The sequence below is a fragment of the Pseudomonas protegens CHA0 genome, assembly GCF_000397205.1.
In the GTDB taxonomy this organism is placed as follows: domain Bacteria; phylum Pseudomonadota; class Gammaproteobacteria; order Pseudomonadales; family Pseudomonadaceae; genus Aquipseudomonas; species Aquipseudomonas protegens.
Genome location: NC_021237.1, coordinates 2721013 through 2740715, shown reverse-complemented (window position 1 = coordinate 2740715; position 19703 = coordinate 2721013). Strand labels below are relative to the sequence as shown.

General features: G+C 64.8%; 22 protein-coding genes. 14 read left to right on the top strand and 8 right to left on the bottom strand.

Going from position 1 to position 19703, the window contains the following annotated elements:
• Positions 1-82: 82 nt before the first annotated feature.
• The 3 genes from PFLCHA0_RS12460 to mqo all read right to left on the bottom strand — a co-directional run bounded on the left by PFLCHA0_RS12460 (position 83) and on the right by mqo (position 3548).
• The gene (locus PFLCHA0_RS12460; protein WP_015635184.1) at positions 83-865 is read right to left on the bottom strand and encodes a DeoR/GlpR family DNA-binding transcription regulator; all 783 of its coding nucleotides are present in this window, start codon (positions 863-865) and stop codon (positions 83-85) included.
• Positions 866-932: 67 nt separating this feature from the next.
• Positions 933-1655, bottom strand: a complete 723-nt coding sequence (locus PFLCHA0_RS12455; protein ID WP_015635183.1) for a GNAT family N-acetyltransferase — start codon at positions 1653-1655, stop codon at positions 933-935.
• 255 nt (positions 1656-1910) lie between these two features.
• On the bottom strand, positions 1911-3548 hold the full coding sequence (mqo, locus tag PFLCHA0_RS12450; protein WP_011060725.1) for a malate dehydrogenase (quinone): 1638 nt from the start codon (positions 3546-3548) through the stop codon (positions 1911-1913).
• A 665-nt stretch (positions 3549-4213) separates the two neighbouring features.
• Here mqo and PFLCHA0_RS12445 point away from each other — a divergent pair.
• Positions 4214-4855, top strand: a complete 642-nt coding sequence (locus PFLCHA0_RS12445) for a hypothetical protein (protein WP_011060724.1) — start codon at positions 4214-4216, stop codon at positions 4853-4855.
• Positions 4856-4959: 104 nt separating this feature from the next.
• Positions 4960-5454 (top strand): PaaI family thioesterase, encoded by a 495-nt coding sequence (locus PFLCHA0_RS12440; protein WP_011060723.1) that lies wholly within the window; start codon positions 4960-4962, stop codon positions 5452-5454.
• 27 nt (positions 5455-5481) lie between these two features.
• On the opposite strand, the gene PFLCHA0_RS12435 is transcribed toward PFLCHA0_RS12440, so the two are convergent.
• Positions 5482-5937 carry a tautomerase family protein gene (locus PFLCHA0_RS12435; RefSeq protein WP_015635182.1) on the bottom strand — a complete coding sequence of 152 codons (456 nt, stop codon included), beginning with the start codon at positions 5935-5937 and terminating at the stop codon, positions 5482-5484.
• A gap of 98 nt (positions 5938-6035) precedes the next feature.
• Here PFLCHA0_RS12435 and PFLCHA0_RS12430 point away from each other — a divergent pair, with 98 nt between their 5' ends.
• The 5 genes from PFLCHA0_RS12430 (at position 6036) to PFLCHA0_RS12410 (ending at position 10398) form a co-directional block, all read left to right on the top strand.
• On the top strand, positions 6036-6995 hold the full coding sequence (locus PFLCHA0_RS12430; RefSeq protein ID WP_011060721.1) for a GlxA family transcriptional regulator: 960 nt from the start codon (positions 6036-6038) through the stop codon (positions 6993-6995).
• A 79-nt stretch (positions 6996-7074) separates the two neighbouring features.
• Entirely contained in the window at positions 7075-7770 is a 696-nt protein-coding gene (locus tag PFLCHA0_RS12425) for a YwqG family protein (protein WP_015635180.1), read from the top strand.
• 100 nt (positions 7771-7870) lie between these two features.
• Positions 7871-8716, top strand: a complete 846-nt coding sequence (locus PFLCHA0_RS12420) for a CAP domain-containing protein (protein ID WP_170866308.1) — start codon at positions 7871-7873, stop codon at positions 8714-8716.
• Positions 8717-8930: 214 nt separating this feature from the next.
• Positions 8931-9983: an NAD(P)-dependent alcohol dehydrogenase gene (locus tag PFLCHA0_RS12415; RefSeq protein WP_015635179.1), complete on the top strand. Its 1053-nt coding sequence runs from the start codon at positions 8931-8933 to the stop codon at positions 9981-9983.
• Positions 9984-10173: 190 nt separating this feature from the next.
• Complete coding sequence (locus PFLCHA0_RS12410) at positions 10174-10398, top strand: hypothetical protein (protein WP_011060717.1); 225 nt, start codon at positions 10174-10176, stop codon at positions 10396-10398.
• 86 nt (positions 10399-10484) lie between these two features.
• On the opposite strand, the gene PFLCHA0_RS12405 is transcribed toward PFLCHA0_RS12410, so the two are convergent.
• Positions 10485-11159, bottom strand: a complete 675-nt coding sequence (locus PFLCHA0_RS12405) for a hypothetical protein (protein ID WP_015635178.1) — start codon at positions 11157-11159, stop codon at positions 10485-10487.
• A gap of 246 nt (positions 11160-11405) precedes the next feature.
• On the opposite strand from PFLCHA0_RS12405, the gene PFLCHA0_RS12400 reads away from it, so the two are divergent.
• A complete protein-coding gene (locus tag PFLCHA0_RS12400; protein ID WP_041752171.1) occupies positions 11406-12047 on the top strand; it encodes a LysE family translocator in 642 nt (213 codons plus the stop codon).
• A gap of 13 nt (positions 12048-12060) precedes the next feature.
• Positions 12061-12546, top strand: coding sequence for a hypothetical protein (locus PFLCHA0_RS12395; RefSeq protein ID WP_011060714.1), 486 nt, complete (start codon positions 12061-12063; stop codon positions 12544-12546).
• Here PFLCHA0_RS12395 and PFLCHA0_RS12390 read toward each other — a convergent pair whose 3' ends face one another.
• Together PFLCHA0_RS12390 and PFLCHA0_RS12385 are read right to left on the bottom strand one after the other, a co-directional pair.
• Complete coding sequence (locus PFLCHA0_RS12390; RefSeq protein ID WP_011060713.1) at positions 12547-12729, bottom strand: DUF1289 domain-containing protein; 183 nt, start codon at positions 12727-12729, stop codon at positions 12547-12549.
• Positions 12730-12732: 3 nt separating this feature from the next.
• Positions 12733-13104 (bottom strand): hypothetical protein, encoded by a 372-nt coding sequence (locus PFLCHA0_RS12385; RefSeq protein ID WP_015635176.1) that lies wholly within the window; start codon positions 13102-13104, stop codon positions 12733-12735.
• Between the two features lie 114 nt (positions 13105-13218).
• On the opposite strand from PFLCHA0_RS12385, the gene PFLCHA0_RS12380 reads away from it, so the two are divergent.
• Positions 13219-15099: an amidohydrolase gene (locus PFLCHA0_RS12380; protein WP_015635175.1), complete on the top strand. Its 1881-nt coding sequence runs from the start codon at positions 13219-13221 to the stop codon at positions 15097-15099.
• Between the two features lie 181 nt (positions 15100-15280).
• On the opposite strand, the gene PFLCHA0_RS12375 is transcribed toward PFLCHA0_RS12380, so the two are convergent.
• Positions 15281-16852, bottom strand: coding sequence for a L,D-transpeptidase family protein (locus PFLCHA0_RS12375; RefSeq protein ID WP_015635174.1), 1572 nt, complete (start codon positions 16850-16852; stop codon positions 15281-15283).
• A gap of 153 nt (positions 16853-17005) precedes the next feature.
• Between PFLCHA0_RS12375 and PFLCHA0_RS12370 the strand changes: the two genes are divergently transcribed.
• From PFLCHA0_RS12370 to PFLCHA0_RS12355, 4 genes are all read left to right on the top strand, one after another.
• Complete coding sequence (locus PFLCHA0_RS12370; RefSeq protein ID WP_015635173.1) at positions 17006-17731, top strand: murein L,D-transpeptidase catalytic domain family protein; 726 nt, start codon at positions 17006-17008, stop codon at positions 17729-17731.
• 107 nt (positions 17732-17838) lie between these two features.
• Positions 17839-18156 (top strand): hypothetical protein, encoded by a 318-nt coding sequence (locus tag PFLCHA0_RS12365; RefSeq protein WP_015635172.1) that lies wholly within the window; start codon positions 17839-17841, stop codon positions 18154-18156.
• Between the two features lie 53 nt (positions 18157-18209).
• Entirely contained in the window at positions 18210-18731 is a 522-nt protein-coding gene (locus tag PFLCHA0_RS12360) for an alpha-ketoglutarate-dependent dioxygenase AlkB family protein (RefSeq protein WP_015635171.1), read from the top strand.
• Between the two features lie 87 nt (positions 18732-18818).
• A complete protein-coding gene (locus PFLCHA0_RS12355) occupies positions 18819-19700 on the top strand; it encodes an alpha/beta fold hydrolase (protein ID WP_015635170.1) in 882 nt (293 codons plus the stop codon).
• Positions 19701-19703: the final 3 nt, after the last annotated feature.

The following is a 19703-nucleotide window of genomic DNA, read 5'->3' as shown; positions in this document are numbered from 1 at the left end:
ACCTGGGTTTCAAAACGGCTCAACCCCGCGAGGCGCTGCCCCATCTACTGCAAGCGGCGCCGGAACGGGGGTCGCTGCCGGATCAGACCTGCAGCACCTCGATCCCCAACTGCCGATAGCCTTCGATGTCCACACCCGGCGCCTCCTGCTCGGTCACCAGCCGGTGCAAGCGGTTGCATGGCACCACCACGAAGGGTTCCATGGCGCCGAGCTTGTCGGCGGTGGTCACGGCGATGACCTCGCTGGCACTGTCGAACATTGCCTGCTTGATCGGCACCTCGTCGAAATGCAGGGAGCTGATGCCGATCTCCGGGTGGATCGCGCAGACGCCGGTGAACATCAGGTCGGCCTTGATTCCCTGGATCATGCGCAGTGCTTCATGGCCGCTGGCGGACAGGGTTGCCGGGTTGAGCTGGCCACCGGCGAGAATCACCCTGACCTTGGGGTACTCGGCCAGGGCCACGGCAATCATCGGCGAGGCGGTGACCGCGGTCAGGCTGATGTCCGCCGGCAGCGACTGGGCGATGTGCAGGGTGGTGGAGCCGGAATCGAACAGCACCGTCTGGCCGTCCTGCACCCATTGCACGGCATATTGCGCCAGGCGCAGTTTCGCCTCATTGGTTTCGCCGACCCGGGTGAAATAGTCCTTGCCGCTGTCCTTGGGCCGCGGCAGCGCGCCACCATGGACCCGCTGCACCAGGCCGCCGGCATCCAGCTCCGCCAGGTCGCGACGGATGGTGTCTTCGGACACCGCGAAATGCCGGCTCAGTTCGGCGGCCATGACCTTGCCGTCGCGCTCCAGCAGCAGAAGGATTTTTTGCCGACGCAAGGATGGCAGCTCGGCTGGCGGGTGTTGACCTTGCATGTTTATGCCCGTTATTGCGTGTTTTCGCCAAACTACACAGACACTCGGGCAAAAACAAGCAACCCGATCAGTTGATCAACTGCGGCGCCCGTGAGCGGTACAAGGCCGCTTCCCCGAGGCGCTCGCGCACCAGCGCCTGGGCCTGGCGGGTCATCTGGTCCAGCTGCCGGTCGCGCTTTTTCTCCGCTTCCAGCATGGCTTTGCGCCCGTGCTGGGCCAGCAGGTAGGTGTGGATCTGCCGCACTTCCACCGACTGGTAGATCGGTGCCACATCCAGCACCGCCAGCAGGCCGTCGCTGCCGTGGTCCCGGGTGTTCATCAGCACCTGCGGGCCGCGGGCGCCCAGCAGCTGGAAGCCCAGGGCCTCGAAACACCCCACCTTGGCCACGTTGCAGGCAAGTTCCGCATGGGGGTAACGCGCCAGCATGGCTTGCAGCATCTGCCGGGCAATGCCCTGGCGCCGGTGGCCTTGCAGCACTGCCATGTACGCCACGGCGCAGGCCTGGGGATCGTCCTTGACCGGCAGGTACAGGGTGAAACCCAGCACCTGGTCCGGGGCCTGCGGGTCGGTGGCCACCACCAGCTCCACCGCGATCCCCCGGGAACCGTCCATGGCCTGCAGGTACAGGTGCACCTCATAGCCGACGCCGTACTGGTACAGGTTGTACAGCGGGTTGCTCGGGGCGATGGCCACCGCGCTGACATCGGTGATGTAGTCCACCACCATCTGCTGGATCTGGCTCTGGATGGCTTCGGGCGGCGGGGCTTGGAACAGGGTGATGCTGGACATCGAGGCGGTGACTCCGAGGATTGGGGCATGCCCGGCTACGGCGGGCGCGCCATGATAACCCGGCGCGGGTGACACAGGCGCACAACCGGGCAGCGCATCGGGCGCGTGCATCGGCGAAAAAGCGCGAATGGGATCGGGAGCAAGAGACTGGCTGGCTGCGGCTATGGCGGGGCCATGGCCGCAACCGGCACAGGATACGGATGCACCGGGGCATCCGCGGTGCCCCGCCCGACGAACGCGGGCGGGGCCGAGGGCTTACAGCGCCATGTCGGCCGCTGGGTTGCTCTCTGGCTTGGCCAGGCTGGCCGGAGCCTGAGGCGCCGCGCCCTTGACCGGCGGTGGCGGGGTCAGTTGCAGCACTTCAGCGGTGTAGGCCCATTCTTTGGCCACACGCTCAGGGCTGTCGTTCAGGGCCGTACCGTAGCTCGGCACAATCTGCTTGAGCTTCTCCTGCCAGGCCGGGGTCGCGACCTGGTCCTTGAAGACTTTCTGCAGCACGCTGAGCATGATCGGCGCGGCGGTCGAAGCACCTGGGGATGCGCCCAGCAGGCCGGCGATGCTGCCGTCTTCGGAGGCCACGATCTCGGTGCCCAGTTTCAGCACGCCGCCCTTCTCTTCGTCACGCTTGATGATCTGCACGCGCTGGCCGGCCTGCCACAGGCGCCAGTCTTCCTGCTTGGCGTTGGGGAAGTATTCCTTCAGCGCGGCGAAGCGGTCGTCATCCGACAGCATCAGCTGGCCGGCCAGGTATTCCACCAGCGGGTACTGCTCGATGCCCACCTTGGTCATCGGCCAGAAGTTGTGGGTGGTGGTGCTGGTCAGCAGGTCGAAGTACGAACCTTCCTTGAGGAACTTGGTGGAGAAGGTAGCGAATGGGCCAAACAGGATCACCCGCTTGCCGTCCAGCACACGAGTGTCCAGGTGCGGAACCGACATCGGTGGCGCGCCGACCGAAGCCTTGCCGTAGGCCTTGGCCAGGTGCTGCTCGGCCACGCTGGCGTTGTCGGTCACCAGGAACGAGCCACCCACCGGGAAGCCGGCGTATTCGTTGGCTTCAGGAATGCCCGACTTCTGCAGCAGGTGCAGGGCACCGCCGCCGGCGCCGATGAACACGAACTTGGCGTCGGTCTCGGTTTTCGAACCGTCCTTGAGGTTCTTGTAGGTCACGCGCCACGAGCCGTCTTTATTGCGCTCGATTTCCTGCACTTCGCTGGACAGTTTCAGCGCGAAGTTGGGCTGGGCCTGCAGGTGGGCAACGAACTGGCGAGTGATCTCGCCGAAGTTGACGTCGGTGCCGATCGGGGTCCAGGTCGCAGCGATCTTCTGCGCCGGGTCACGACCTTCCATCATCAGTGGAACCCACTTCTTGATCTGCTCGGCGTCTTCGGAGTACTGCATGCCGCTGAACAGCGGGCTGGCCTGCAGGGCCTCGTAGCGGGCCTTGAGGAACTTGATGTTGTCATCGCCCCAGACAAAGCTCATGTGCGGGGTGGAGTTGATGAACGAACGCGGGTTCTTCAGGACGCCGTTCTTGACCTGCCAGGACCAGAACTGCCGGGAAATCTGGAACGCTTCGTTGATCTCGATGGCCTTGGCGATCTCGATCTTGCCGTCCTTGCCTTCCGGCGTGTAGTTCAGCTCGGCCAAAGCGGAGTGGCCGGTACCGGCGTTGTTCCAGCCGTTGGAGCTTTCTTCTGCGACGCCGTCCAGGCGCTCGACCATCTCCATCGACCAATCCGGCTGCAGCTCATTGAGCCAGACCCCGAGGGTCGAACTCATGATGCCGCCACCGATCAGCAGCACATCCACTTTCTTCGGCTCAGCCGCGTGCGCGGTCGTGAGGCCTATCGACATCGCCAGCCCGATCAGGGCCGTGTTCACTTTCTTAAACATTCTGAGTACCTACGATAGAACGCCATCCGCCGCCCCATCCTCGATCCTGCGTACTCCGGTGATTGCGAAACAGTCATTTCGCAGGTCCTGGACCAACACATTCAAAAGAACTGGAGGGTGGGCACACAAGGCCGACGAGACAGGCTCGACCTCAGTTTTATATCGCTCCGGCGCTGACTTCTTGTCGTTCTTGGCTTCAGCTACTTGAGTGACAGTGTTTCTCAGGGCACGTCACGGGACGCAACCAACAGGCAGTTTCCCCCTGCCCGACCTTGCGCGTCGCAAACTGCCGGACGAACAAGAATGACGCCCGCAACTGCGGGGGCCAACAGGAAATTAGGGGTCGGGTTCAACCAAAGAGGTAAACGAACACTGCCTGACATTACATTCGGCGGGGTCGTGCAGACACTCCCACAGCCTTGCAAGGGACCCGAACAGGCCACTTGAAGCTAAGCACGGGTAAGGTATTTCTGCACAAACGATGAACCGATTCAGCGCAAGAATATCATTACGGCATCAGCCTGTCTTGGCCGGAGCCACGAGCCGCCCGCCCGGGAAAACCTCGACGCTGTACGACACCTGCCGCAATCAATGCGTCACAACGACGCTGGCCGCCCCTCATTCACAGCGGCAAATGCGCCTTCGCCAAGAGGCGACCTTGATGCATGATGGCACCGCGCCACAACACCACCTTCACCCATTTGCTGCAAAGGACGGCCATGCCAGGTATCGACAGTGTTGCAACAGAGTTCCGCGCGTTCCTGAAGTCCTGGGAACAGGAGCGCCCGCACCTTCCCTCGGCCCTCAGCGTGCTCGGCAATGGTTTCGAGGGCTGGCTGAAGTTCGAATTCTATTTCTGGCTGATCCAGCACCGGGGGTTGGCCGGGCCACGCGACGGCTGGCTCGGCGACGTGGGCGTGGAATACAAGGTCGCCCTGGACCAGCGCTGGTCCGACATGGACATTCACCATAAGCAATGTGACCTGTGGATCCGCGACGCAGACAAGCAGCGCTTCCACTTCATCGAACTCAAGGCGCCCTTTGCCAACGCCAACCAAGGCAAGTTGTTCATCTCGGCATCGGACGACTACTGGTACATGACACGCCTGAAGGCCAAGGAAGAAAAGGTCGCCAGCGGCAGCGTGATCATCTTCGGCGTCGGCTTCACAGAGGATAAATGGACAAAGCATCTGGAGGCGGTCGAGGAATACACCGGCTGGGTCGAACACGCCTCCCGCGATATTGGCGAAGTACCCGGGGTCGAGAACCTGCGCTGGGCCGTGCTGACCATGCACTACCCCAGCTAGCTGCAATCCGTCCTTCGATCGTTCAGGCAAATTGGATAGGATGCTGCGCTGCAACGCCGGGAAAGCACCCGGCGCCGCGCCCCCAAGAACAACAAGGAACAACCATGCACCCGACCTCACTGCAAGACACCACCGCCCCCGAAGGCGTGTGCTTCGGCTGCGGCAGCAGCAACCATCACGGCCTGCACATCAAGAGCCACTGGCACGAGGACGGTGTGCACGTGGTGGCCGAGCACCTGCCCGACGCCAAGTACTGCGGCTGGCCGGACCTGGTCTACGGCGGCCTGATCGCCATGCTGGTGGACTGCCACTCCAACTGGACCGCCATGGCCTACCACTACCGCAACGAACAGCGCGAGCCCGGCAGCCTGCCACGCATCGACTGCGTCACCGGCAACCTGGGCATCAAGTTCATCAAGCCCACCCCCATGGGCGTGCCCCTGACCCTGCGCGCCAGGGTCGAGGGTGAAGTAGGCCGCAAGAGCCAGGTGATCTGCGAGGTGTATGCCGGCGATGTGCTGACCGCCATTGGCGATTCGGTCTTCGTGCGGGTCGATACCAGCCAGCTCGCGGCAGCGGCTCACGGTAGAGACGCCTGAGCCGAGGGCCTGGGAAGGCGGTCGGAACTATCGCGTATGCAGGTGGGACAGGTGCCGATAGCCCGCCGCTCGGGCAAAATCCGCCAGCCGCCACAACGAACCGTTAGCCCCCCAGGTGCCATCAGCCACGTCATCCAGCAGGATCGAGGTCATCAGCATTCGCGGATCGTCCTCTGCCAGACAGGCGGCCAGCGCCTGATGCAAGCCCTCGACATAGGCCTGGCGCTGGGCAGCATCGAGCACGCCCGCCGGGACCTTGACCCGGACCATGCAAGGAACCGCCTGGGCACTGGAGTCGGCACCTCCACAACTCCAGAAGCCCGGCGCCAGCTCTTCCAGCAGTACCCAGCACAACGCCCGCTGACGGGGGTCATCACCTATTTGCTCCACCGTCAGGGCCACTTGGGTAACCTCTTGCAAGACCTTGGCACGCTGCCGGGCATCGAAAGCGCCCTGGGGGATCTTGATCAGAATATTAGGCATCGGCATCACCACTTACACAGAAAAGGAGCGGCTATTGAGCCTGTGCTCATCCCTGGCCAACAGCGACCGATTCGACATCTTTCATGCATAATCCGCCAATGAACGATTTCACCGTCTTGCTCCTACCCGGTTCCTTTGCCTCCAGCGTCGCCCTGACCCTGGACATGCTTTCCAGCGCCGCGCTGCTGGCCCCACGCCTGGGGCTCGGGGCTCCGCGCTGGCGGGTTTGTGCCTTGCAGGCTGGCCAGGTAGCCCTGGGCCAGGGCCTGCTGCTCGAGGTCGAGGCCCTGGATGCCAGGGACGATGATCGGTCCTGCTGGATAGTGCCGGGGCTGGGCATTGACACCCCCGAGGCCATCGCCCAGCGCCTGCTGCAAGCAGACATTGCCCCGTTGCTGGATGCATTGCGCGATCATCTGGAACTCGGAGGCGAAGTGGCGGCATCCTGTTCCGCCGTTTTCCTGTTGCAGGCCGCCGGGCTCCTGCCCGGGCGCCGGGTTACGACCTCCTGGTGGTTGGCGCCGCTGCTGCAAGAGTGGGCCGTCGACACCAAGGTGGATCCGGACCAGATGGTTGTGGTCGACCCTCCGCTAACCACCGCCGGAGCAGCATTTGGCCAATCGGATTTGATGCTGCATCTGCTGCGCAGCCGTTTCGGCACGAGCTTGGCAGACGCGGTGGGGCAGACGCTGCTGATTGATCGGCGGCAATTGCAGGCACCGTTTCGGGTACCGGCAATGATGGCCCAGGGCAGCACCCTGATCAGCCGGCTTACCGCCCATATCGAAGCCGGCTTGCCAAACCTGCCCAGCGTCGGCGAACTGGCCGCACAGTTCAGCATGTCCGAACGGACCCTGGGTCGCCAGATACGCAAGGTCACCGGCCACAGCAGCTTGCGCCTGATCCAGAATGTGCAACTGAACCGGGCGAGGGCTCTGTTGCAAAGCAGCAAATATTCGGTGGAGCGCGTGGCCGAGCAGGTGGGATACCAGGACGCCACGGCCCTGCGCCGGCTGATGCGCAAGTTGCTCAACGCCACTCCGAGGCAATTGCGCTGAGCCCACCACGGTCCCCAGGCAAGAGGACTTTTGATACATTGCCGCTCCCTTTCTTTCGAACAGGACACCTGCCCTGACCATGGACATTCAGGAAATCCAGCGCCGCCTGGCCAAGCCGGCGCTGCAATTGATTCCCGGCGGTTTTCGCCCCTCCGGCAGCGACGAGGAAAGCTGGCTGGGCCGGGTCTTTATGTTTCGCGAGGATGAAGAGCTGCCGCGCAACAGCGCCGGGGAAACCCTGCTGCCGTTCGCCCAGCTCTATCTGCCGGCGCTGCCCTTCCACAGCCCGCTGCTGGAAGGCGTGCGGGTGCTCACGGTGTTCGTCGCCAACCCCTTTCCCGAGCCCCTGGAACCCATGGGCGAGCGCTGGCTGATTCGCGAGTACCGTGCCGAGGATGTGCTGGTGCGCAAGGACCTGACTGCCCCCGGGGCCTTTCTCAAGCCCTTCCCGCTCAAGCCCGAGGCAGTGCCCGCGGACTTTCCGCTGTGGGACGGCGGTGGCGTGCCGGAGGACCTGGAGCGGGAAATCCTCGAACTGGAAAACTCCGGGCAGATCGAGTGCTACTACGACCTGGTGAATCATTGCTACCAGCACAAGCTCGGGGGCTACCCCTCGTTCTGCCAGTCGGGAATCGATGTCGGGGACGGCTTCGAATTCGTGATGCAGATTTCCTCCGACGCCAAGATCGGACTCAACGTGGTGCACGGCGGCAGCCTGATGTTCTGGAAACACCCCGCCAGCGGCGAATGGGCGCTGTACTACGACTTCCATTGAGGCGCAGCGGCTAACACCGATTTCATCCACCGGCGGATGAAATGCCCCGGCGCCGGGTGCATCATGGGCGCTGTCCAATTCCCGGGAGACTTGCATGCCCATGCGCTCACTGTTCTTGCCCGCCACAGCCCTGGCCCTGGGCTTGCTGGCGGCCACCGGCGCCGTCGCCGACGACCAGTCGCAACTGATCGAATCGATCAACGCCTACCGCAGCCAGCCGCAACGCTGCGCCAACCAGGCCTCCTCGGAGCTGCCGCCGCTGACCGGCGACCCACGGCTGATCCTGCCGGTGGACAACGTCGGTGACCTGCAGCAGGCCCTGGCCCGGGCGGCATACCCCATGGTCAACGTGCAGGCCATCAGCCTCTCCGGCCCCCGGGATGCCCAGGCGGCGATGCAGGCGGTACGCGAGAGCTTCTGCCAGGTGGTGCTGGACCCGCAGTTCGTCGATATCGGTGTCAATCGCCAGGCCAACCAGTGGCGCATCGTGCTCGCGCGACCGCTGCTGTCCGCGCGCCTGGGGGACTGGCAGGCCGAGGGCCAGCAACTGCTCGCGCAGATCAACAGTGCCCGCGGCCAGCCCCGGCAATGCGGTGGCCAGGGTTTTGCCGCCACCGCGCCCCTGGCCTGGAACGCCACCCTAGGCACCACCGCCGAGGAACACAGCCGGGCCATGGCCAACCAGAACTACTTCGACCACAAGGACCATGACGGCCGCACCCCGGGTGACCGCGCGGAACTGGCAGGCTATGCCGGCCAGCAGGTGGGCGAGAATATCGCCGCCGGCCAGGACACGGTGCGCAAGGTGGTGGACGGCTGGCTGGCCAGCCCCGGGCATTGCGCCAACCTGATGAACCCGGCCTACAGCGAGCTGGGCGCGGCCTACGCGGTGGACCCGAAAAGCGATGCCGGCATTTACTGGACCGCGATGTTCGGCGCGCCCTGAGCCCAGTGCCCGGGGCGTGGCTGCCACGCCCTGAAGCTGCAACCGGGCCCCCAGGACAACGAAGGAGCGCCACTTACTCGCACCGGCCTTTGCGGTGCAAGGCCGGTTGGCCCGCACAACCATCGGTCGGCCGTCCTCACGGTGCGCCCGGGGCTTCTATGCTTGTAGCCCTGCCTTCGGATCATTCGCTCTCCCTCACACAGGAACGCTGATCATGCAAACCTTCGGTTACGCAGCGCAGTCCGCCGGGGTTCCCCTGGCGCCTTTCACCTTCCAGCGTCGCGCCCTGCGCGCCAACGATGTGGCGATGGAAATCCTCTATTGCGGGGTCTGCCACTCCGACCTGCACCAGGCGCGCAACGACTGGGGCGCCAGCCGCTACCCCATGGTCCCGGGCCACGAGATCGTCGGCCGGGTCACCGCCGTCGGCCCCGAGGTCAAGCAGTACAAGGTCGGCGACAGCGTCGCCGTCGGCTGCATGGTGGACTCCTGCCAGGTGTGCGACCAGTGCCGCAAGGGCGAAGAACAGATGTGCCGCGAGCACAATACCCAGACCTACAACGGCCTGGACCGCATCACCCGCGAGGTGACCTACGGCGGCTATTCCAAGCACCTGGTGGTGCGCGAAGAATTCGTCCTGCGGGTGCCCGAGGGCCTGGAGCTGGCCAAGGCCGCGCCGCTGCTGTGCGCCGGCATCACCACCTATTCGCCGCTGCGCACCTGGAATGTCGGGCCCGGCAGCCGGGTCGGGGTCATCGGCCTCGGTGGCCTGGGGCACATGGCGGTCAAGCTGGCGGTGGGCATGGGAGCCAAGGTCACGGTCCTCAGCCGCAGCGCCGACAAGCGCGCCGACGCCCTGGCCCTGGGCGCCGATGCACTGCTGGTGTCCAGCGACCCGCAGGCCATGGCCCGCGCCCAGTCGAACTTCGACCTGATCATCGACACCATTCCGGTGCGCCACGACGTCTCGCCCTACATGCCCCTGCTGGACATCGACTGCACCCTGGTGATCGTCGGCCAGGTCGGGCCGATCGACGAACAACTGACCCTGCCCATGCTCCTGGGCCGGCGCCGGCTGGCCGGTTCACCCATCGGCGGCATCGCCCAGACCCAGGAAATGCTCGACTTCTGCGCGCGCAAGAACATCCTCCCGGACTGCGAAATGATCGCCATGCAGGACATCAACCAGGCCTTCGAACGCATGGAACGGGCCGATGTGCGCTACCGCTTCGTGATCGACATGGCGTCCCTGGGCAACGGCGCCTGAAACCCGGCCTGGCACCAGCAGTGAACGCTCGCAAGTGAATGAAGGGTCGATGACGGCACCCTTGCCTATTGCTTTGCACCGCCGTGTCGATAACCCGTCACACCGCTCCCTCTGGCGCGCCGCTGCCCGCATCCGGGCCGCGACGCACCAGAGGGGGTGACCGACCTTCATTCGATAGCGAGACGATTCAATGGTTATGTTCCTGATCCTGTCAGGGCTGGCACTTACGGTGGCGATGCAGTTCGCGATTTTCTGCGTGGCCCTGAAGAATTCTTTGGGCAATGCCATCCTCAGCCTGTTCATTCCCTTCTATGTGTACGTCTACGCCAGGAAAGACCCGCAAGCCCGGCCCTTTCTCTGGGGCTGGTACCTGGGCATAGCGCTGCTGGTCGCGGGGGTTCTGGCCTCGGCCTAGGCACCGCGCCACAGGCTGCCCCCGGCCAGGCACAAAGCAAAAGCCCCGAACATTCGGGGCTTTTTTTCATCAGGCCTGCCTGCAACTCATTTGTTGGCCGCCATCTGCCCCGCTTCGCCCTGGCTCACCAGGGCCTTGAGCGATGCGTCGAACTGCTTCAGGGCATCGACCTGCAACTCGGTCTGCTGGTTGATCTGCGCAGCGATCTCCGGCGCCGCCTTGCCCCGTACCCAGACCGACGGCAGTTCCTTGGCCTGGATCCCGGCTGCCTGGCCGATGTACTGCAGGTTGGCGTCATAGAACTTGGCGATGAAGCGCGCCTCGACCTTGCTGTTGCGCTTGGTCACCAACTGGTTGTAGGTATCGAGCATCACCACCACATCGGGGTGGGCCTGGACCACCGCGTCAAGGCTGTCATAGACGGTCACCGAACCGAAATGCTTCTGCAGCGAAGCCATCAGCCAGTCGATTGCCCGTTTCGGGTCCGAGCTGTTGACGAAGGCTTGGCTGATGCGCGGATCGAGGCCGGCATTCTTCGCCCCGTTGAGCGCCACCGCATGGTAGTGCTCCAGGTATTGCAGGGTGCTGATGGTGTTTTCGCTGTACAGCACGCCTACCGACTGCGCGTGTTGCAGGTCGGTGCTGCTGTCGGCCATGGGCAGGAAGTGGCAGGAGGCGTCGTCAGTGGCGAGGGTGGCCGCAGAAGCCCCGGTTCCCGCGATCAAAAGCACCACAAGGGTCACTAGAGTCGAGATTCTCATCGGGTGTTTCCTTCTGCAGCAAGCACGGTGTAAGCGCTATCTTCCTCCTTTGCCGGAAAAACGGAACCTGCACTTTTTGATGATAACTATCGATTGCAGCAATGGTTGACAATGGGCACCGATGCGCCTCGAAGGCGGTGGCCTGCGCCGTTCGCGCCCTTCGATAAAGCCGTCAATTTCTGGCATACAGCTCGCCCTGGCCCCGATAGAATCAAGCCCCCTTTTTCTGCAAGACGAGTCCGGACCATGGATGCTCACTCGATACTGACCTACACCCTGGTGGCAGCCATCGCCATCGCCAGCCCCGGCCCCGCTACCCTGGTGGCGCTGCACAACAGCGTGGCCTACGGCGCCAAGTCCACTATCTGGTCATCGTTGGGCAATGTCAGCGGGCTGTTCTGCATGTCTGCCGCGGCCATGCTCGGCCTCGGGGCACTGATCGCCAGTTCCGAATGGATTTTCAACGCGGTGAAGATCGTCGGTGCCGGCTACCTGTTCTACCTGGGTGCCAAGCAGCTGTTCAGCAAGAGCCAACTGCTGAGCGAAGCCAGCGCAGACAGCACCAAGGTCGGCAAGCCGCCGCGCCTGAAGCTGTTCAAGTCGGCCTTCCTGACCGCCGCCACCAACCCCAAGGCGACCATCTTCTTCACCGCCCTGTTCCCCCAGTTCATCGACCAGCACGCCGCGCTGCTGCCGCAGTTCTTCATCCTGACCCTGATCTTCATGGCGCTGTCCCTGACCTCCCTCAGCGTCTACGCGGTGCTGGCCTCCCGGGCCAAGGGCGTGCTGACCCGGCCGGCCCTGTCCAAGTGGGTCAACCGGGTGGTGGGTTCCACCTTTATCTTCTTTGGCACCACCATCCTGGCCATGCGCCGGCAAACGGCCTGAGCCCTCAGGCGCGATGCAAATAGACCTGCTCAAGGAATCGCTGCTGGGCCACTGGGAAACCACTGCCGGCGTGCTGCAATGCGAATTGCAGTTCGGCAGCCGCCTGGTCTACGTCCAGCACCCCAGCAACGAACCGCCCCAGCGCCGGCTCGCGACCGCGCAGCAAGGGGTACAGGCCGCCTGGGACGACATCCCCCAGGCCCTGGCCTTTGCCGAGCGCCTGTGCGTGCCCGGCATGCGCAAGGTCTGGCAGCTGTACGCACAAGGCCTGCTGTCGTGCCCGCCACTGGAGGTCTACTCGATTCATTTCGAGATCAACAGCCCTTACCCGTCCTACACCATTTCCCAGAACCCGGATTTCGACTGGGAGACCAGCCTGACGGTGGAGGACGAGCAGGGACAGGTGCACCGCCTGTCTCTGGCCGAGTACGAACCTGGGGAAGACTTCTGGCTGAGCGTGCGGCGCCTGGGCGCCGGCCAATTCCAGAGCGATACCTGATCAGCCCTTCTTTTTCTGCAAGGCCTTGAGCCGGATGCCGGCCCGCTGCACGGCGGCCATTTTTTCCGGGCGCTTCATGCGCTTCCATTTGCGGATGTCGTCCTTGCTGCGCCCGCAACTCAGGCACAGGTCGCCACTGAGCTGGCAAAGGGCGATGCAGGGGTTGTCGATTTCCTTGGCCATGGCTCAACCCCGGCCCGGGCGCAGGCGCTTCAGGCGTTGCGCCCAATCGCCACCATTGATCCGCCGGCATTGCTCTTCGCTGTCGAAGAACACACGGGTTTCCAGGGCGTCGAGGTGAACATCGGCCTCTTCCAGGGCCCGGGCCGTCAGTTCGAGCATCCGCGCGCCCTGCCCGGCCGCCAGGGCCTGCTCCTTGTGGGCCTGGGTGTCGAAGACCCAGACCACCACCAGGCTCGCCGCAAAGGCGGCGTAGTCCACTTCGTGGGTCAGCCAGGAAAAACCGACGATTTCGGCCTTGGCGGCTTCGCAGGCTTCGGTCAGGGTGGCGGCCAGCAGGCGCTCCGTGGCCGCCTGCTGGCGTTTGTTGAATGGCATGACAAGCCTTGAGTCGCAGCTAAAAGGCCGCACACCATACCTCAAGCCACTCGCCCGCGGCGGCGCTTTGCGGCTAGGCTAGTGCGCTCCTGCCCGCTTCAAGGAAGAACGCACATGCAAAAGACCTCCTTCGCGCTGCTCGTGGCAGCGCTCCAGCTCGCCAGTGCCAGCGCCCTGGCGGCCACGCCGCCGGTGGCCGACGCCATCTGGTTCAACGGCCCGATCATCACCATCGATGACCAGCACCCCAAGGCCCAGGCAGTGGCGGTGAAGGACGGCAAGATCCTCGCCGTGGGTGACCGGCAACAGGTACTCAAGAACAAGGCCCCGGCCACACAGATGCTCGACCTCAAGGGCGCGACCCTGCTACCGGGCTTCGTCGACCCCCACGGCCATGTGTCGATGGTGGGTTTCCAGGCTGCCAGCGCCAACCTGCTGCCGCCACCGGATGGAACCAACAACAGCATCCCCGGGCTCCAGGAAACCCTGCGCCGCTTTGAACAGCAGTCGCCGATCCCCAAGCAGTTCGGCGTGCTGTTCGGCTTTGGCTATGACGATTCCCAGTTGCAGGAACAGCGCCACCCCACCAAGGCCGATCTGGACACCGTGACCCGCGACCTGCCCATCGCCATCGTCCACCAGTCCTCGCACCTGGGGGTGCTCAACAGCAAGGCGCTGGAACTGGCGGGGATCGACGCGTCGACCCCCAACCCGGAAGGCGGGGTGATCCGCCGCGTCGACGGCAGCCAGGAACCCAACGGAGTGCTGGAGGAAAACGCCTTCTTCAACGCCCTGATCAAGATCTTCCCCAAGCTCACCGCCGACCAGGCGGTGGACATGCTCAGCGCCGGGCAGAAGCTGTATGTCAGCTATGGCTACACCACGATCCAGGACGGCCGCTCTTCCCCGGACCAGGTCAAGACCGCGATCAAGGCCGCGGGCGATGGAAAGTTGCTGGCGGACATCGTCTCCTACCCGGATATCCTCACCCCCGGCGTCAAGCAACTGATGGTCGCCCCCTGGTATCACCCGAGCAACCAGCCGGTGGTGTACAACCAGCACTTTCGCATCGGTGGGGTCAAGCTGACCCTGGACGGCTCGCCCCAGGGCAAGACGGCCTGGCTGAGCCAGCCCTACTTCAAGCCGCCCCAGGGCCAGGACGCCAGCTATGCCGGCTACGGCGTGGTCAAGGACGCCGACGCCCTGGCCATCTATAAAGAGGCCCTGGCCAACCGCTGGCAGATCCTTTCCCACACCAACGGCGACCGCGCCATCGACCAGTTGCTCGGTTCCATGCGTGCCGCGGAACAGGCCTACCCCGGGGTCGATGTGCGGCCGGTAATGATCCACGGCCAGACCCTGCGCAAGGACCAGGTGGCCGAACTCAAGCAACTGAAGATCTTCCCTTCCCTGTTCCCCATGCACACCTACTACTGGGGCGACTGGCATCGCCAGTCGGTGCTGGGGCCCGAACGCGCGGAAAACATCTCGCCGACCCAGTGGGTGCTCCAGGCCGGGATGAAATTCACCACCCACCACGATGCACCGGTGGCCCTGCCGGACTCCATGCGAGTGCTGGCAGCCACGGTCAACCGCACCACCCGCAGCGCCTACGTACTCGGCCCGGACCAGCGGGTGACGCCCTTGCAGGCGCTGAAGGCCATGACCCTGTGGTCGGCCTACCAGCATTTCGAAGAAGACCGCAAAGGCTCCATCACCCCGGGCAAGCTGGCGGATTTCGCGGTGCTCTCGGCCAACCCGCTGACCGTCAAACCCGAGACCCTGAGCGAGATCCAAGTGCTCAAGACCGTCAAGGAAGGCCGGGTGATCTATGAGCGTCCGGCAAAGGTGGCAAGCTTGCCGCCGCCGTTCGGGATGCATGGCGATCCGTCATTGCCGGTACCCCAGGGCATCAGGGCCGTGGCCCAGGGCGACGGCGACCTGGGCCCGGCCCTGGATGTGATCTACGACCGGCTGGCGCCTGTGCAGCCTTGAAACCTGCTATGGAAAACGCCGCGACGCCCATCCAGGCACCGCGGCGTTTTTTCTGCTCGCGCTAAGGCGACGGTGGCGAGAGAGCCTGCGTCCGCTAGAGCGCCATGAAGGCCTCGGGGCGGCTACGCCCCCCAGGGAGCAAGCTCCCTGGCCAGGGTTTGCCTTCACCCACACAGCCACATCAGATCTTGCTGCCCAGCGCAGTCGACAGCACCTGATCATGCCCGTAGATGTCCGGGGCATACAGCAGTTGCCCGTGGCTGTCGGCCTGCACCGTCCAGTAGCTGAGCAGGATCGGCACCGGCTTGGCCAGGCGGAACTCGTGGGTCAGGCCGGTGGCCAACAGCTCGTTGGTGCGCAACCGCTCCGCCGGGCTGAGCAGCCAGTCGCGCAGTTGCAGGGCCTGCTCGACCCGCACGCAGCCGGAGCTGAAGGCCCGCGGCCCCTTGCTGAACAGCGCCTGGCTCGGGGTGTCGTGCAGGTACACCGAGAACGGGTTGGGGAAGCGGATGGCGATGCGCCCCAAGGGGTTGCGCGGGCCGGCGCCCTGGCGCAGGAGGATGTTGCCGGGGCGGTCCCAGTCGATGTCCTCGGCCGCCAGGGGCTGGCCGTTGGCATCCAGCACCTGCAGGTTCTGGCGGTTGAGGAATCCCTGGTCGCGGCGGATTTCCGGCAGCTTGTCTTCCTTGAGGATGGTCGGCGGCACGGTCCAGGTGGGGTTCAGGGTCAGCCGGGTGACCTGGGATTTGAGCAAGGGCGTCTGGCGCTCCGCGCGGCCGACCTGGGTGCGGGTCTGCCAGACCACCGCGTCATGCTGATAGAAGGTCAGCTGGGCGGCGGCGACGTTCACCAGCACCAGGTTCGGCTCGTAATCCTGGGCCAGCCAGCGCAGGCGTTCGAGGTTGATGCGCAGCTGTTCGCGGCGCTCGGCCGGGCTGATGTTCATCTCTTTCAGGGTGCCCGCGCCGACCACACCGTCGGCCTGCAGCGAATGGCCAAGCTGGAAGTTCTTCACCGCGCTGACCAGCTCGCCGCTGTAGGCGTTGTCCGGGTTGACCTCCGGGCTTTGCAGGTAGCCGCCGTGGTACAGGCGCAGGGCCAGCTCCGGCACCCGCTTGTCCTGCATGTCCGGGCGCAGCAACGGGCCGCCGGCCACGGCCTGCCACTGGGGCAAGGGTTGCTGGCGCTCATGGGCATAGGCCTGGCGCAGGTTGCGGTATTGCGCGAGGCTGGGGCGCGCCTGCTCGAAGGCCGTGGCGATGTGGGCGATGCCCGGCACGGCAATCGCCAGCAGCGCGCTCTGGCGATCGTCCGGCAGCGGCTGGGCCCGCCACATAGGCTCGAAGCGGCTTTGCGCCAGGCGACCGTAATGCAGGTCCTGCAGGGCTTGCAGGTACTGATGGGTGATATCGATATCGCTGCACAGGCCATCTCCCGCCGGGCTCGCCTGCGGCAGGCGGTAGTGGCCCGGGTCCAGCCCGTCGTCCACCAGTTGCGCCAACTGCGCCTGCAAGCTGGCCAGGCGGCCCGCCACGGACCACACCTGCTGTTCGCCCTGTTGCTGGTAGAAGCCCTGCAACAGCTGCTGGGCCGGGGTATTGAGCCGCGGCGCCAGGGCCGGGCAGGCCACGGCCAGTTGCGTCAGCGCCGTTTGCATCGGGCTCGCCGACAGCTGTGGCAGCTCATCGGCCAGCGCGACCAATGGCGCAGCGAGCAGGCACAGGGTCAAGTAACATGCGGTTTTTTTGAACAACTGCTTTACTCCAATCCGTGGGCGCCCAGCGGGCGGCCAACCATTACGGCAGATGCGGAAAACAATCGGGCCTGGGCATTAAACATATAGACCAGACTGCCGGGGGAACGACAGGACGTCAGGAGCCAAAGTGACCATGGGGACGCTCTATACATGTTGAATTTCTCGTGCCGGTTCTGCCTGGTGGCCATTGCCCTGGGCGCCTTTTCCATTTCGTCCTTCGCCGCCAGCGAAGTCCAGCCCGTCGCCAGCCCCACGCTGTACGCCAGCCTCGCCCACGCCGCCCCGCAACTCAATCCCCAGGCCCTGAAAAGTGCCCTGAGCGCCATGCAATGCGCGGTAGGCAGCGGCGCCCGACAAGCCCGCCACCTGGCGGTGATCGACTACTCGCAGCCCTCCACCGAACGGCGTCTGTGGATCTTCGACCTGCGGACCAAAAAACTGGTGCTGCGCGACCTGGTGGCCCACGGGCAGAAATCCGGGGAAAACTTCGCTACCCAGTTCTCCAATCGCCTGGGCAGCTACCAATCCAGCCTGGGCCTGTTCCGCACCCAGGAAAGTTACGAAGGCAGCCATGGCTACTCGCTGCGCATGGACGGCCTGGAACCGGGCTTCAATGACCGGGCCCGGGACCGCGACATCGTGATCCATGCCGCCGACTACGTGAACCCCTTGTGGAGCCAGCGCCAGGGCCGCATCGGCCGTAGCCAGGGCTGCCCCGCGGTGCGCCCGCAAGTAGCGCGCCAGGTGATAGACAAGCTCAAGGATGGCCAGTTCATGTTCTCCTGGTACCCGGACCAGCGCTGGTTGAAAACCTCGCCCTACCTCAACTGCCAGCCACGCCAGGTGGCGAGCATCCTCAGCGCCAACGGCGGCTGAGCAAGCCGGCCGGATGCTCGGCGCCTGCCCTCTTCGCAGTTGCGCCGCACGCCGGCGGCGAGATACCGTTACCGACCTGGAACGCCACCTCGCCCGAGCTCCACGCCATGCCTTCGCCACATGCCCTGCTTCTGCAACAGCCCGGACCACGCCCGGCGTTCTACCGGGTGGCCGAACACCTGTGGGGCGCTGGCTGCAATGTGGATTCCGATGGCGACAGCCGGACCACCGACGATGACCAGTGGACCGAGCTGACCCTGATACTGCGCAATTCCAGCCAGCAACGGCTGGACATCGAGCCACTGTCCCTGGCGCCCCTGGTCCTGCTGATCCGCGCTTCCCAGGCGGACCTGGGGCAAAAGGCCGCACAGTTTATCCAGTCGGTGGCAGGCGGCACACTCCAGGCCCCCATCAAGGACCGATAAGGATCACGCCCTGCCCCCCGCAGGCGCTGTCCTTCACGACAGGCAGTACTCCCATGACTCCACCCGAAATCGACTTTTTCCCCGACTTCATCGCCGACCCGCATCGGCTGTTCAACCACCTCAAGGACTCCGTGCTGTGGGACGAGCGCATGCGTGCGCGCAAGACCGCCAGTTTCGGCGCGCCCTACGACTACTCGCAGATCACCTACCCCGCCGTGCCGATGCCCGAAGCGCTGGAGCAGTTGTGCGGGCCCATCGAGCAACTGCTGGGCTTTCGCCCCAACAACTGCCTGCTCAACTGCTACCCCGACGGCCAATCCTCCATGGGCTTTCATTCCGACGCCAATGAACAGTTGGTGACAGGCACCGGGGTGGTGATCGTCTCCCTGGGCCACGCCCGGGCCATGGTCTTTCGCCACAAGGAAAGCGGCGCCACCTTCGACTACAGCCTGGCCAGCGGCTCGCTGCTGCACATGTCGGACGAACTGCAGAAACACTGGCTGCACGCGATCCCCAAGGCGCCGGACGCCGGCGAGCGCATCAGCCTGTCGTTTCGCCAGCTCAAGACCGGGTAGTGCTGGACTCGGTCAGGATCGGCCCTTGACTCAAGGGCCGGGCCATCGACAATGCCCGGCTGTATTCAGCGTTTGCCCCGAGGCCCCATGCAGTTGCTTCCCTGGTCGTACCCCTGTCCCGAAGGCTTCACCCTGCGCGGCCTGCGCTCCGCGCCTTCGGGCAAGCCGCTGCTGCACTTCCTGCACGGCAACGGTTTCTGCTCCATGGCCTATCAGCCGATGCTGGCGCTGCTGGCCGAGTCCTTCGACCTGTGGCTCAGTGACGTCCAGGGCCACGGCGATACCGACCATGGCGGCCCGTTCCTGGGCTGGAACCGCACCGCCGAACTGGCAGCCGAGGCCTTCGAAGCCGGGCTCGATGTCTATGGCGAGGTACCGCGCTATGCGTTGGGCCACAGTTTTGGCGGGGTGCTCACCTGCCTGATCGTCGCCGAACGCCCGCAACTGTTTCGCAAGGCGGTGATGCTGGACCCGGTGATCTTCACCCCCTCCATGATCGGTTCCCTGGGCGTGCTGTCGGCCCTGGGCCTGAACCGCCGCCACAGCCTCGCGCGCAAGGCCGCCGCCCGCCGCCGGCGCTGGCCGGATCGCGCCGCCGCCAAGGCCGCGCTGGCCAACCGGGGCATCTTCAAGGGCTGGAGCGACGCGGCCCTGGCCGCCTATGTCGAACACGGCCTGAAGGACGACGAACAAGGCGTGGCCCTCAAATGCGCCCCCGAGCGCGAAGTGGATATCTACAGCTCCTTTCCCCGCCGCCTGTGGCGCTCGCTGCGCCAGGTGAAGACCCCAAGCCTGGTGATCCATGGCCGCGACAGCTACCCCTACGTGGCTCGCTCGATCAAGCGCTGGGCGGCCATCAACCGGCACCTGAGCACTCAGGTGATCGATGGCCAGCACTGCTTCATGCAGGTCGACCCGGCCACCAGCGCCCGCTCCATCCAGGGCTTTCTCCAGACCGAAGGCCGGTGAAAG